Annotated in this window: 12 protein-coding genes, 1 tRNA gene and 1 pseudogene; 11 read left to right on the top strand and 3 right to left on the bottom strand. The window is 47.2% G+C overall.

All coding sequences use genetic code 11. The annotated features are described in order from the left end of the window. Positions 1-303 precede the first annotated feature (303 nt). The 10 genes from rpmH to QT990_RS28395 all read left to right on the top strand — a co-directional run bounded on the left by rpmH (position 304) and on the right by QT990_RS28395 (position 8857). Entirely contained in the window at positions 304-441 is a 138-nt protein-coding gene (gene rpmH / locus QT990_RS28350) for a 50S ribosomal protein L34 (protein ID WP_015174196.1), read from the top strand. A 42-nt stretch (positions 442-483) separates the two neighbouring features. Further along, positions 484-888, top strand: a complete 405-nt coding sequence (rnpA, locus tag QT990_RS28355; RefSeq protein ID WP_333144710.1) for a ribonuclease P protein component — start codon at positions 484-486, stop codon at positions 886-888. Then, on the top strand, positions 860-1252 hold the full coding sequence (locus QT990_RS28360; protein ID WP_333258106.1) for a PH domain-containing protein: 393 nt from the start codon (positions 860-862) through the stop codon (positions 1250-1252). Before rnpA ends, QT990_RS28360 begins: the two co-directional genes overlap by 29 nt. A 204-nt stretch (positions 1253-1456) precedes the next feature. Then, positions 1457-2605: a membrane protein insertase YidC gene (yidC, locus tag QT990_RS28365; protein WP_333144709.1), complete on the top strand. Its 1149-nt coding sequence runs from the start codon at positions 1457-1459 to the stop codon at positions 2603-2605. 11 nt (positions 2606-2616) lie between these two features. After that, entirely contained in the window at positions 2617-3090 is a 474-nt protein-coding gene (locus tag QT990_RS28370) for a R3H domain-containing nucleic acid-binding protein (protein WP_333039170.1), read from the top strand. A 98-nt stretch (positions 3091-3188) separates the two neighbouring features. Then, on the top strand, positions 3189-3701 hold the full coding sequence (locus QT990_RS28375) for a YceD family protein (RefSeq protein WP_333144707.1): 513 nt from the start codon (positions 3189-3191) through the stop codon (positions 3699-3701). Positions 3702-3823: 122 nt separating this feature from the next. Continuing rightward, entirely contained in the window at positions 3824-5332 is a 1509-nt protein-coding gene (locus QT990_RS28380) for an AAA family ATPase (RefSeq protein ID WP_333144706.1), read from the top strand. 199 nt (positions 5333-5531) lie between these two features. Next, positions 5532-5993: an SH3 domain-containing protein gene (locus QT990_RS28385; protein ID WP_333144705.1), complete on the top strand. Its 462-nt coding sequence runs from the start codon at positions 5532-5534 to the stop codon at positions 5991-5993. A gap of 450 nt (positions 5994-6443) precedes the next feature. After that, the gene (locus tag QT990_RS28390) at positions 6444-6620 is read left to right on the top strand and encodes a hypothetical protein (RefSeq protein WP_242724391.1); all 177 of its coding nucleotides are present in this window, start codon (positions 6444-6446) and stop codon (positions 6618-6620) included. Positions 6621-7276: 656 nt separating this feature from the next. Next, a complete protein-coding gene (locus tag QT990_RS28395) occupies positions 7277-8857 on the top strand; it encodes a peptidoglycan-binding protein (protein WP_333144704.1) in 1581 nt (526 codons plus the stop codon). A 177-nt stretch (positions 8858-9034) separates the two neighbouring features. On the opposite strand, the gene QT990_RS28400 is transcribed toward QT990_RS28395, so the two are convergent. The 3 genes and pseudogenes from QT990_RS28400 to lipA form a co-directional block, all read right to left on the bottom strand. Then, a complete protein-coding gene (locus tag QT990_RS28400) occupies positions 9035-9562 on the bottom strand; it encodes a transcriptional repressor (RefSeq protein ID WP_333144703.1) in 528 nt (175 codons plus the stop codon). 480 nt (positions 9563-10042) lie between these two features. Then, a complete protein-coding gene (gene sigC / locus QT990_RS28405) occupies positions 10043-11308 on the bottom strand; it encodes an RNA polymerase sigma factor SigC (RefSeq protein WP_333144702.1) in 1266 nt (421 codons plus the stop codon). A gap of 991 nt (positions 11309-12299) precedes the next feature. Then, positions 12300-13175 (bottom strand): annotated as a pseudogene (gene lipA, locus QT990_RS28410) (lipoyl synthase); the annotation flags it as partial. A 91-nt stretch (positions 13176-13266) separates the two neighbouring features. On the opposite strand from lipA, the gene QT990_RS28415 reads away from it, so the two are divergent. Further along, a tRNA-Pro gene (locus tag QT990_RS28415) sits at positions 13267-13340 on the top strand. The last annotated feature ends 540 nt before the right edge of the window (positions 13341-13880 follow it).

Consider the following 13880-nt stretch of genomic DNA (forward strand, 5'->3'; position numbering starts at 1 on the left):
TAATTTTAAATCACCCTAACCTTCCGTCAGTCCTATCCTATGGTACTCTCGCTGCTTAAAAACTGTCCGAAGTATTGTTGGCAATGCTTTCAATAGATGTTAGCTGTTCATAACCCCGCAGCACGTAAAAGAAGTCTGGGTTCTAGCCTTTACCAATCATTCAAGGCTGCGATCGCAACTTCACTCTTACTCTCAATACATATCAACCCATAAAAACATTATTGCCAAGAAAACAACTCTATGGTATACTAGAAGATTGTGAATATTAATCAAAAGTAAAGTAACAAGCCGGGAGAAATCAAAATGACACAGCAAACCCTGCACGGAACCAGCCGCAAAAGAAAAAGAACATCCGGTTTTCGCGCCAGAATGCGTACCGTAACCGGTCGATTGGTAATCAAAGCTCGCCGCAGCAAAGGTCGCCACCGCCTCGCAGTCTAGCACTGCATCAAGGTTGAGAGGCCTCAACGATCGCCCTACGCCATGTTGCCCGATACAAACCGACTTAAGCACCGAAAAGACTTCAGCGCCGTATACCGCAAGGGAATCCGCCGTAACTCGGCCCATTTCAGCTTAAGAGCTCTGCGTAAACCAAAAAGCGCCGAATTTGCGAAACCGACAGCCGAAAAATCCTTGCAGCCCACTCGCACAGGCATTTCCATCAGCCTGAAAGTCAGCAAACGCGCTGTAGTCCGCAACCGGATTAAGCGTCAGATTCGGGCAGCTTTGCGACAGCTATTGCCCCGATTAAAATTCGGGTGGGATTTAGTAATTGTCGTGCGTCCGATCGCACAAGAGTGCAATTATGCAGAAATTCTGCAAGAATTAGAGCAGTTGTTGGTAGAAGCCGAGGTACTAGATGGGAATTCGAGAGGAAGTATATTATGAAGGCGGCCCCGCGCCCGGAGACTTGATCCTCAATTTACTCCTGGGGCTGACTGTGGTGGGAATCCCCCTAGCAGTAGGAGCAATTGTCCGGGCTCTGTGGCTGCGCTACCGGATCACGAGCCGCCGAGTGTCCGTAACTAGCGGTTGGATGGGGGGCGATCAGACAGACGTTATCTACTCAGATATAGTCAAAATCGTCACAGTACCTCGCGGTTTCGGGACTTACGGAGACATGGTGCTCACCATGAAAAATGGCAGCCGCTTGGAACTCAGAGCTATGCCGAAATTTCGAGCAATGTATGACTACATTAACGAAAAACTGCCCGCAGCAGCTCAAAAAGCAAACGCGGCCCAAGCTAAATAACCGAACCGCTTTCACCCTGATTAGAGGCCCAATTCAGTGCGAGTATTGGCAAACTCATTACAACAAACCCGCAGACCGGGCGGTCGATCGACGGGCAATGTCCTAAGATAGAGACAAAACCCTAAAAATTGAGGCGGCTCGCCTTCAGCGGGTAAAAATAGTTCTCAACAGCAAACATAGAGCACCTAAATTAACTCAAAGCGAATGGATTTCGGTATCTCGTTTCTCTCCAACAACCTCATGCTCCCGATCCTAGATTTTTTCTACGGGATCGTGCCAAGCTACGGTTTAGCGATCGTAGCTCTGACGCTTGTGATTCGCTTTGCTCTTTATCCTCTCAATGCAGGCTCTCTTCGCAATATGCGGCGCATGAAAGTAGCGCAGCCATTGATGAAAGAGCGAGTAGATCAAATTCAAAAACTCTATAAAGACAATCCTGCAAAACAGCAGGAGGAAATGAGCAAAGTATACAAAGAATTTGGTAATCCTCTAGCAGGATGCTTCCCGTTGGTGCTGCAAATGCCAGTGCTGTTTGCACTGTTTGCAACGCTCAGGGGTTCGCCGTTTTCTGACATAAATTACAGCGTCAACGTTCAAGTTTTGCCGAAAGAACAAATCGAAAATGTTCAACCGCAAGCTTTTGCTACACCGCCACAAAATATTTACGTCACAGGTACTTTTCATGCTCCTGTTGTGGGTGTAATTCCAGGCGGCGACAAACTCGCAGTCGGCGACACAACCAAGATTAATTTTCAAACCCCAGAGGGCAAACCTCTCAAAGTTTTAGCGGCAGAAAATAAAAGCGAAATCGACTTTGAACCGGGCTGGAAAGTCATCAAAGGCGAAGAAACTGTCAAGGTAGATGAACAGGGCAACATCACGGCATTAGCGCCCGGTGAAGCCACAGTTCAAGGCACAATCCCCGGATTGGCTAGTAACAAAGGATTCCTGTTTATTGAAGCTCTAGGTCGCGTTGGCGCGATCGACTCAGACGGTACAATCCACTGGGATATTTTGGTAATGATCCTGGGCTTCGGCATCAGTTTGTATATCAACCAAATCCTTTCAGGACAAGCACAAGGACCAAACGACAACCCCCAACAGGCTACAGTCAACAAACTGACGCCAGTCATATTTTCAGGGATGTTTTTGTTCTTCCCGCTGCCGGCCGGCGTGTTGATGTATATGCTGATTGCTAACATCTTCCAAACTGTTCAGTCGTTCATTTTGTCGCGAGAACCGCTGCCGGAAAACCTGCAAAAAATAGTGGACGAAGCAGAGGCAAAAACCCAAAAAGAACAAGGATTAGATGCACTTCCATTTGAGCCCAAGCGTTCTAAGAAAAAGGCTTGACTTTAACAACAATGAAAGACTCTCAAATGCAGCGCGGACAGGCATGGTTAGAAGAATTGCTACAACTGTCCGCAATTCCTTCAAAAGTGGTATGCGAACAACAAAAAGATTGCTATTGGATGACAATAGATGAAAGCAATCTGACTCCAGAACAAGTTGCAATCTTAGTCGGGCCAAACGGTAATGTAATAGATGCCATTCAGTACCTCTGCAACACGGTTCAGAATATAGGTCAGGAAGTAGAGGAGTCAATTCCTTATACAGTTGAACTAAATGGCTATCGCATCCGCCGCCAAGAGGAATTGCGATCGATGGCAGAGTACGCAGCAGATCAAGCCCGATCGACGGGAGTTGAAGTTGAAATAAAATCGCTGTCTTCGGCAGAACGCCGTCAAGTCCACAGCTTTTTGAGCGAATGTGAGGATATAGAAACTTACAGTCAAGGACAAGAACCCGATCGGCGTTTGGTAGTGCGGCTGCGCTGACGCTAAAGAAGGAAGAAGGAAGAAGGAAGAAGGAAGAAGTTAAAAAATTAACTATTCCTTTTGACCTTTGAATTCAAGAATTAGGAAGGCGAAAGATTATGGAGACAATTTATATCCCTCATCTACTCACAAAAACTGAGCGGAAAGAGGTCATTGATTTTGAAGAATTTATCCCCGATTTAGAAACTCTTACTCCGGTGCGAGGGCGACTGCAAGTGAGTCACCAAGGGAATTATCTTGAGGTGAAGGCAAAAGCAGAAACAATTGTTACTCTCACCTGCCACAGATGCTTGAAACAATACAATCATCGTTTGGCACTCAACTCATCAGAACTAATCTGGCTAGAAGAAACAGCAAATCAAACAGATTCAAGTTCAGCAGAAATAGAAGTTGCTTTAGAAGATTTGGTGGAAAATTTGTCCCCAGGCGGCTATTTCTCTCCGGGCGATTGGGTGTACGAGCAAATGTGTTTGGAACTGCCGCACAAACAGATATGCGATACTGAATGTCCGGGAATTTCTTTAACTGATGATGCAAATACAGAAAGCACCGAAACAGTCTCAGACAGTCGCTGGGCGTCTCTGGAAGCACTTAAACGGCAATTGCCTTAGTCAGTTGGCAGTGGGCAGTTGGCAGTGGGCAGTTGGCATTAGCTAATAAGAAATAACAAAGAACAAAGAACAAATAACAAATAACCACTGACAACTAACAACTAACCACTGACAACTGACTAATGACTATTTTTAGCGACGAGTTTGAACTACTGCTGCGATCGCGCTACCCCCTAATTTACATTCCCACACGGGAAGAAGAGCGCGTAGAAGCGGCGATCGCCCAAAGTGCCAAAAAACAAGGTTCTCGCGCCGTCTACATCTGGGATTTTGTTGATGGCTACCAAGGCAATCCCAACGATACAGGTTTTGGCAAGCGCAACCCGCTGCAAGCTTTGGAATTTCTCGAAAAATTACCCGCCACTGCGCCGGCAATTTTTATTCTGCGCGACTTTCAGCGGTTTTTGGAAGATGTCTCGATTTCCCGCAAGCTGCGGAATTTGGCGAGACTCCTCAAATCTGTGCCCAAAAATATTGTCATCATATCTCCTTTAATTTCGATCCCGGAAGACCTCAGCGAAGTGATGACAGTTTTGGAATTTCCCCTGCCTGCGGCGGCGGAAATCAAAGTTGAGGTAGAAAGGCTATTAGGGGCTACCGGACAAGCCATTGAAGGGCGTTTGCTGGACGAAACAGTGCGCTCCTGCCAAGGGTTGTCGATCGAACGAATCCGCCGAGTTTTGGCAAAGGCGATCGCCACCAGAGGCGAACTCCATTCCGACGACGCGGAACTGATTTTAGAAGAAAAGCGCCAAACAATTCGCCAAACTCAAATTCTGGATTTTTACCCAGCCCGCGAAAATATATCCGATATCGGCGGTTTGGACAATCTCAAAGAATGGCTGCTGCGGCGCGGCGGTGCTTTTTCCGATCGAGCTCGCCAATACGGTTTGCCACATCCCAGAGGTTTGTTGTTAGTCGGAATTCAAGGAACCGGAAAATCCTTAACAGCAAAGGCGATCGCCCACCACTGGCATTTGCCTTTGCTGCGGTTGGATGTCGGGCGCTTGTTTGCCGGATTAGTCGGAGAATCGGAATCCCGCACCAGGCAAATGATTCAGCTAGCCGAAGCTTTGGCCCCCTGCGTGCTGTGGATTGACGAGATTGACAAAGCTTTTGCGGGATTAGACGGTAAAGGGGATTCCGGGACAACCAGCCGGGTGTTCGGGACATTTATTACTTGGTTGGCCGAAAAAACTTCGCCGGTGTTTGTAGTCGCAACAGCCAACAACATCCAGTCTTTGCCACCAGAAATGCTGAGAAAAGGCAGGTTTGACGAAATATTTTTTGTGGGTTTGCCCAGCCAGGAGGAACGGCGGGCGATTTTTGAGGTACATTTGTTGCGGTTGCGATCGCACAGCATCAAAAATTACGATTTAGAGCGCTTGGCTTACGAAACTCCCGATTTTTCAGGGGCCGAAATCGAGCAAACTTTGATTGAAGCAATGCACATTGGCTTTAGCCAAAATCGAGACTTTACCACGGATGATATTTTAGAATCAGCTAGTCAGATGGTGCCCTTAGCCAGAACGGCTCAAGAGCAAATCCAGTTTCTCCAAGATTGGGCCGCGGCTGGGAAAGCTCGCCTTGCTTCTAGATACGGCAGTTTGAGCCGCCGGATTCAAGGTTAACCTTTTGAAGTCAGTAGTCAGTAGTTAGTAGCCAGTTGTCAGTTGGCAGTTACCAGATTTTACTCAACATTCAGCAGTCAACACTCAACAGTCAACTTTCTTCCCTCTGCCTTCTGCCTTCTGCCTGACATCCGTTACATCCGTTACATCCGTTACAGAATCCGTTGCCGAACTTCCCTCTTCCTTCATTTGCGGTTTTATGAACACTGTATATAGCGTTTTCAAATTTTTAGTGGGTTTTCTGCTCGCGATCGTCCTGATGGCAGGTGCTAGCGTGGCTGCTGCACTTTACTTTGCCGCTAAGCTAACTACTATCCCCGAAAAACCAGTTTTTTCCAACGACAAAACACCAGCTCAGGTTGCGGGCGCTGCGCCGAAGTCAACAGCCCAGGCTAGCCCTGTTTCTACATCTAGCGATGCCCCGTCTCCGAAACCGCTGGAACCGGGAGCTTACCGAGCTCTGGTGACTCAGCCGATCGGCTTAATTCTCCGGGATACTGGTAGCCGAGACTCGAACCGCATTGGCGGTGTTGGTTACAAGGAAAGAGTCGTAGTTTTGGAAGAGTCGCCCGACAAAGAGTGGCAGCGAATTCGGATTGAGGATGGCGATCGCGAAGGTTGGGTCAAAGGCGGCAATACTGAAAGAATTGAGGGCGAATAGGATTTAGACAAAAAATATACTCCTCTGATTGTGACGGCAGCGAAGGAATGGCAGTGTGAAAATTGTTCACCAACGCCGGTTTTTTTCCTGTCTATTGTTGCCCAAATAGCGATTTACACATTTATCACAAAAAGTCAAGTTAAATTTATTTACGATATTTGAGATTGCAGTTTGAGGCGCACAGACTGCGGGTGCGATCGCCCCCTGCAAAATCCTGAATTTGACATAAAAGCCCAGCAGACAAAAGGTTTCAATAGCTAAAAGTCAACAGAAAAACTTGAACAAACATAAGTAAAACTTATGTTTTTCAGGAGAGTATGTTAAGAAAATTAGCAAAATTTTAAGGTTAGTTGCAAAACCCAGGCTGTTGTCACTGGCGCAGAGGCAAGAATGGTAGCTTGGATAACAAGATGTAAGTTTTCAGCTTAACAGCTACCAACAATAAAAAATATGTACGACAAACGTCCCGATCGAGATTTGGCGACTGCTGCTGTTACTGCAGCTTTGGGAGCTGGGGTCGTTACCTCTTTTGCGGTGAGCAGAGGCCAAAACCCGCTAGTAGCCATCGCAATTACTATTTTTGCAGCGGGAGTAGCTGTAATTTGCGATCGGTTCGGCTTAATTTAAGCGAGCGTCGATTTTTTAATACACAGTCAACTTACGAGATGTTACACCATTCTCAATAAGCTTTTTATGAACAGGCAAGAAGCCTATTCCACAAGAAAATTCACTCTTTGTGGAACAGGCATCTTGCCTGTTCTTAAGAATGATGCAAGATGTGAGCTTATCAAAAAATCCCCGTTCTATTTGCAACTAGCAAAAGTGGGGATTTTTAGTGGCTAGTTTTTTCGTTAATCAGCGGTACTTTCCCAGACGCACTCGCCACATGAAGAAGCCGCGTTTCTTAACAAAAAACCTGCGATTTCAGGCTCTTTACCCGACAACCAATTAAGGTGATAAGAACCGGCCCGCAAGTCTTGTGGTAATTTCTGCGGCCCCCAGATAAAATATTAGCCAGCACTACCCCAGAACTTATTGTCTTTTGGCCTTAAAGGCTAAGACTATGCCTGCAAACTTTTTTGTTTAGTCTCGCGTCTCTAGAAGCAGCGATGCTATCTTGGTTGTTACCTGTAATTATTTTTGACTGTAAATTTTTTAGAAAAACGGGTGCTTCGCGCTTTCCAAGTAGAACTTAGCGTTGATAGAATCCAAGCCAAGCGTGCTAAAAATGATTTTTGGCAGTTTGCTCACACAATCCACCCACAATTTCACACTAAAAAATTATGGAATCTCTTGCTTACCTCGAACTTGCTCTTGTTTGCGAAGCACCCGCAGAGTCGAAAATTTTTGATGAGCCCAAGTGGCAAAACCTATCGAGTCAGACTTACGTCCGTTTGCTGTCTCTGGCTTTGATGCTGTCGGTTTTGAGTGCAGCCGGTTCGGCTTTTGCTCAAATAGATCCGGGATATCCAAATTTGCGCTCTGTTCAAGACAGGTTGCGGGAACTCGGTTATTTTCCCAGATCATCGACAGGTCAACTCGGCCCGGTAACAAAACAGGCGCTGACTAACTTTCAGCGAGACTATCAACTGTCGCTGACTGGTAGGCCCGATCGAGCTACTGTGATCGCACTCAACAGTTTTGCCGGGGATGACGATCGACCTTTTAATACTATTTATACAAATTATCGGGAGCTGCGTTTTGGAGACGCGGGTGCAGATGTTTCCGCACTCCAGCGCAGGTTGCAGCAGCTAGGCTACTTCAACGCGCGTCCAACAGGGAGTTTTCGCGAAGTTACTCAAAATGCGGTTAGATACTTCCAGCGAATAAATCGACTGCGGGTAACTGGAATTGCCGATAGGCAAACTTTAGCTTTGCTGTTTGGTTCCACCCGGCCAGTTCCCCCCGTTACGCTTCCAGGGGATATTTCGGGAAATGGCGGTTGCAAGGGGCTGCGGTTCGGGGACAGAGGGGCGACGGTAGACTTGATCCAGCGGCAATTAAAAGCTTTGGGCTATTTTGAAGGTGGCGTTGACGGCAAGTTTCGCGAACGCACTCTCTACGCTGTGACTCGTTTTCAGCAAGATTACAATCTGGTTTCTGACGGCTGCGCTGACACTGCTACTTTGACTGCTATCGATGCCCAGATGAGGCAAGCTCAAATTACCTCATGGACTGAGGAAGATGAGCAACAGAGTAATGCCGGAGATTTTCTGGAGTTGGGCGACAGAGGCCGACAAGTAGAATTTGTGCAGCGGCGGCTGCAAGAATTGGGTTATTACAGGAGCCAGATTCACGGTTGGTTCGATCGACCAACTCAGGCAGCTTTGATCCGCTTTCAGAGAGATAGCGGGCTGTTCGGGACTGGAAGGGTCGATCGCAGCACTCGATCGGCTTTGCGGCAAGGCAACAGGCAGGCCGCAGCGCCTGTGCCGCAGCAAATCGCCGCTGGTCTGCGACGGGGCGATACTGGGCCTGCTGTCCGACAGCTTCAGTCTGCGCTCAGAAGTCTGGGCAAAAACCCCGGCCCGGTGAACGGAGTATTTGGAGCCGAGACTGAGTTTGCGGTGCTGTCGTTTCAGCAGGAACGCAATTTGTCACCGGCGACGGGTATTGCCACTCCGGCGACTTGGGCTGCGCTCCAAAACGGATTAGCTGGGCGGCTAGCTGTTCCTGCTGTTCCAATTAGCAGCAGTTTGAACTCTCGATCGAGCATTCAGCAATTACAAAGGCGGCTGCAAGACCTCGGCTTTTACACAGGCTCGATCAGCGGAGTTTTGGATACTTCGACGAGAGATGCCCTCGATCGAGCTCAGCGCAGTTACGGGGTTAGCAGCGACGATTTGTTGAGCCAAACTTTTTAGCCCCAGGCTTGCGGACGCTACATCAAAGAAATCGGGTTTCTTGTTTCCGACTCATTCCTGAAATGATGTATTTTTCTTAAGAAACCCGGTTTCTGCGTAACTCTGATCGCACTTGGGCTACCGATTTTTGTTAAAACTTGTAACAAGTCGTACTTGAAATGCGAAAATAGTGTAATGTCACTCGATTAAATCCGGGGCGCTGCTGCCGTTCTGGGCGATCGACCTCGGACAAGACCAATTGCTGGAAACCAAAGACGGCCATCCCATCCGCAAAGCTTCGTGGCACACCGTATGAATGGTTAGCTGGCAGTCTAGCAGGTGCAACCCAGACTTTTCAGCTTGCTTCATGCCAATTTTCAAAATCGAATCGTTGTTAAATTCGATCGTTCTGTTGCACTGAACGCAGACTAGGTGGTGGTGGTGATGCGGGTAAGGCTGGTTTATTTCATAGTGTTTGTGACCTTCTGCTAATTCGAGTTCGCGGAGGAGGCTCATCCTTGCCATTAACTTTAAAGTTCGGTAAATGGTGGACAAGCTAATGTTTTCGCCGCGATTTTTTAACAAAGTGTACAAATCCTCCGCACTCAGGTGATTGCCTTTGGGGAGGTTCTGAAACACGTGCAAGATGGTTTCCCGTTGGGGAGTCATCCGCCAGCCTTTGTCATTGAGTTCGGATTTGAATGAGGACGCGGTATAAAGTGCCATAGTGACCCTCTCAAGAAAGTCTGCCTATTGACAATAATACACAACGATCGAGATATTTTGCAAATATCGCAGCTTATTGAAAAAAGATTGAGGAAAAAATTTGGTTTTTGATATTTTTTGACTTGTAACCAGCTTTATGACTGATATCAAATCCGGTAGCATCGGAATTATTCCTCTCTGTATTCTCTCCCTCTGCGTTCTCTGCGCCCTCTGCGGTTAAATCATTCCGATACAACCGGAAACGATATGAAAGCATCCAGGATACAAGCCCCCGGATTCATCTCGCGCAAGTCAATACTTCAATCTAAAATCTAAAATCTAAAATCTAAAATCTAAAATCTAAAATCGATTGACTTGCTGCAGAGGACAGAGAAGTTGTTTAGAAGTAAATATTGTTACTTCTGCCGAATGCCTCATGCCTTCTGCACAAGTGCCAAATGCCTTGATCCCTGATTAATCGCGCTGACTGACCGTCCCAATTTAAGTCAAAGACTCCAGATAGTCGCGGACGCGGTTGCGACGCTTAGGTTGGCGGAGTTTTTGCAAAGCTTTGGCTTCAATTTGACGCACTCGTTCGCGGGACAAGTCGAGGGCGCGACCGATTTCTGCCAGCGAATAGGGGTGTCCGTCACCCAAACCAAAGCGCATCAGAATTACATCTCGCTCGCGGCTGGTCAAATCTGCCAGCAGTTGCTGCAAGTCGCGGTGCAAAGCTTCTCGCATCAGCATTTCTTCTGGGGAGATGCTGTCGGTTTCGAGCAAGTCGCCCAACTCTGTATCTTTTTCGTTGCCCACTTTAGTTTCCAAAGAAACAGAACGGGGAACTCGCAGCAAAACTTCTCGGACTTGGGGCGCTGTCATGTCCAACTCGACAGCGATGTCTTCGATCGTAGCTGTCCGACCTTTTTCTTGAGAAATTTTGCGCTGGGCTTTTTTGATTTTGTTAAGTTTTTCGGTGATGTGGACGGGGAGGCGAATGGTGCGGCTTTGAGTGGCGATAGCCCGCGTAATTCCCTGCCGAATCCACCAGTAGGCATAGGTGCTAAACCGATAGCCCCGCGTCGGGTCAAACTTTTCTACAGCTCGCTCCAGTCCCAGAGTACCTTCTTGTATTAAGTCGAGCAATTCTAAACCGCGATTTTGATATTTTTTCGCCACCGAAACCACTAGGCGCAGGTTCGCCTTAATCATGTGGTCTTTAGCTTCGATGCCTTCAGCTTGAATTCTTTCGATCGCCTCCACCGTCATCTCGGCTAACTCGGCCCACTGGCGCTTGCCTTCGGACATAATTCGCTTGAGTTCTGGCACGTCACCGACACCGGCGGTTAATGCCCAGCGTTCCAGGGAAGGTTTATGTCCCAACTGTGCGGATAACCGATCGCGCACTTCTATTAAATGCACGAAGCGCCCAATTAGTCCTTCTTCCTGGGAGGCGACGGTGTTACGTAATTCCAGCAATTTGATATAGCGCTGAACTTTTTGAGCTTCCGAGACTTCTTCGTCTCTACCCAAGAGACGAACCCGACCTATTTCTTGGAGGTACAGGCGCACTAAATCTGTAGTGCGACGGCTGGCATTTTTTTGCAATTTGGCTGCTGGGTCTGCATCTTCTGTCTCTGCTGGGTCTTGGTCGAGCAGTTCGTCTCCAGCTTCTTCAGCATCTTCATCCAACACATCACCTTGCAAGGGATTGACTTGCAGTTGTTCGTCGAATTCAGCTTCAGCGTAAAAAGAGGTGGCTGGCATAGTGATTTTCTCAGTGGCTCCGGTGAAAAGATGCTACGCTTAGCGGTTATTTATAATTAAGATGCCCATTTGGTTAAGACGAAGCATCACCGCTTTGTGTTTCTTTAGTAACTTTTCTGACTTTTCTGCTGTTGTTCGATCGAACTTTTGCTGCCCCACTTGTTTTACCAAGATTCTGGAAAACGCTAAGAACTTTCTGATGTAACAGGTTGAAGGCCCGAAAAGTGTGCTTTACTTCTTTGTTTATGTAGCTAGTATAGATAGTTACTGGCTAGAAACAAGTGACGTTAGTCAGAAGTTAAGTTAATCTTCATCACCAATAAGCTGGTTCCCGATCACTTCGGAAAATTCGCCATTTTTTTAATAAAACTTTATATAACTCGGCGCTCTTGATTAAATACGCTGCAGTGAGCGCGGAAGTTTAATCCATTACAGAATATGGGTTTCAGAGTTGCTAGAGTCCCCAGTACCGAGTTATTGGCTGACGCAAAAACCGGGTTTCTCGATGTCTTTTGCGTAAGTCATGAGTTTGAGCTGGCGATCGACCGATAATTGTTTTGCTATTGGCGGCTGCTTCCGGGTTAACATCACGCCCAGAACATCCGCATCTGAAACCGGGTTTTTTGCCCAGGGCCTGCATATCAAGCGCAAGTTTTTCCTCGGTGTTACCCGGTTGATCTGGTTGTAGTGAGAATGGTGCGATCCTCTTCGAGGGCTTCGCTAACGGGCGCGAGTCATTGGTAACAAGTTAAGCTAAGAAAGCATTGTCAATCAGCAATTATGCTCAACATTTACTCGGATTTTGGGCATAAAACTGAGATATGGGCGATCGAGGAATCATGCCTCCCATGATATTTATACTTACTCCCTCTCAAATCGTAAATTTTCCACTCCTAAAAAAGCAGTTTTTTTGAGTAATATTACTGATTGACAAATGCAGTTAAGTCTTAACTTGTCACCAATGGGCGCGAGTCAACTCAAATTAAAATTGCTAGCGTGGGTAAAGTTTCATCAGTTCCCTCACCTGTTCGGCGTGATAGGAACTGCGAGTTAAGGGAGAAGCGACAACTTGCAAAAATCCCAAAGATTCGCCAAACTTTCTCCAAGCATCAAACTGTTCTGGAGGCACAAAGTTTTCGACGTTCAAGTGCTTTTGAGTCGGTTGCAGGTACTGTCCAACTGTTAAAATATCGCAGCCGACAGCCCGTAAGTCCTGCATCGCCTCCCGAATTTCGGTGTCTGTTTCTCCGAGTCCCACCATGATGCCGGATTTGGTGTAAACCCCTGGTGCGAGTTCGCGGCTTCGCTGCAATAGTTCCAAGGTGCGATCGTACTTTCCTTGCGGCCGCACCTTGCGGTAAAGTCGCTTTACGGTTTCGGTATTGTGGTTGAGTACCTCTGGCCGGGCTGCGAGAATAATTTCTAAAGCTTGCCAGTTGCCACACAAGTCGGGAATCAAAACTTCTATAGTTGTATCGGGCATCGCCGATCGCACTGCTTGAATGCACTCGACAAACTGAGACGCGCCCCCATCCGGCAAATCGTCCCGGTTGACAGAGGTAATCACGACGTGGTTGAGTTTGAGCCGCTGCACTGCTTGGGCCAATCTTTGGGGTTCTGTGGGATCTAAAGGTTGGGGCTTTTTCTCAAAATCGATGTCGCAGTAAGGACAGGCGCGGGTACAAGCCGGGCCCATAATCAAAAAAGTCGCAGTACCTGCGTTGAAGCATTCGCCGATGTTCGGACACGACGCCTCCTCGCAAACCGTATTCAGGGATAAATCCCGCAAAATTTCTTTGACGTTGCCGACGCGCTCCCACTGGGGGGCTTTAACTCGCAACCACTGGGGCTTAACTGTCACGTCTGTCTCCGCCTGAGTAGTGTTTTACAAATAATTATATACGAGGTTGCTAAATTTTTACTTGAATGTGATAAGCTTAAAATCTAGTGACTAATTTCGGGATGTAGCGCAGCTTGGTAGCGCACCTCGTTCGGGACGAGGGGGTCGCAGGTTCAAATCCTGTCATCCCGATTGCTTTTAACTCTTCACGGGTAACGGGTTTCAGATTTATTACCCTCTTGGACATTTGACTTTCCGCTCATCCTTCGCTCAGTCCGACTCTTCTAAGTAGCTGAGTATCTCCAAAACTGCTTCAAATCCTGTCATCCCGATTATAAAATTAGATTGGATATGCCCCAGCAAGTGAGTTTGTTTTGGGCGATCGTCCGGGTGTGTATATTTCTGGTACGCATAAATTAGTCGATCGGGCGATTCCCTACGGGATAGCTGCGCTTCATGGGCGTGTTAATTCCCCTTTGCTAAAAAATCAACTGTAGCCACTGTTTTGGCAGAGGGAATTATAGAATAAAACGTAAACAATCAGAGCAGCATTAGAGAGGAGAGAACAAGCCTTTGCCTTCTCCCTCTGTGATGATTTGGGACTGTGTTTAATCACAGGTACTTGCTCAATGCGGAGAACTTTGACCAAGGCTTGAAACCCGATGTAAGTATAAATACTGCCCGAATAATTCTTAAATACAAGTTCATTAAGATTTACATCTTGAGATAGAT

It is taken from the genome of Microcoleus sp. T3_B1 (assembly GCF_036700445.1).
In the GTDB taxonomy this organism is placed as follows: domain Bacteria; phylum Cyanobacteriota; class Cyanobacteriia; order Cyanobacteriales; family Microcoleaceae; genus Microcoleus.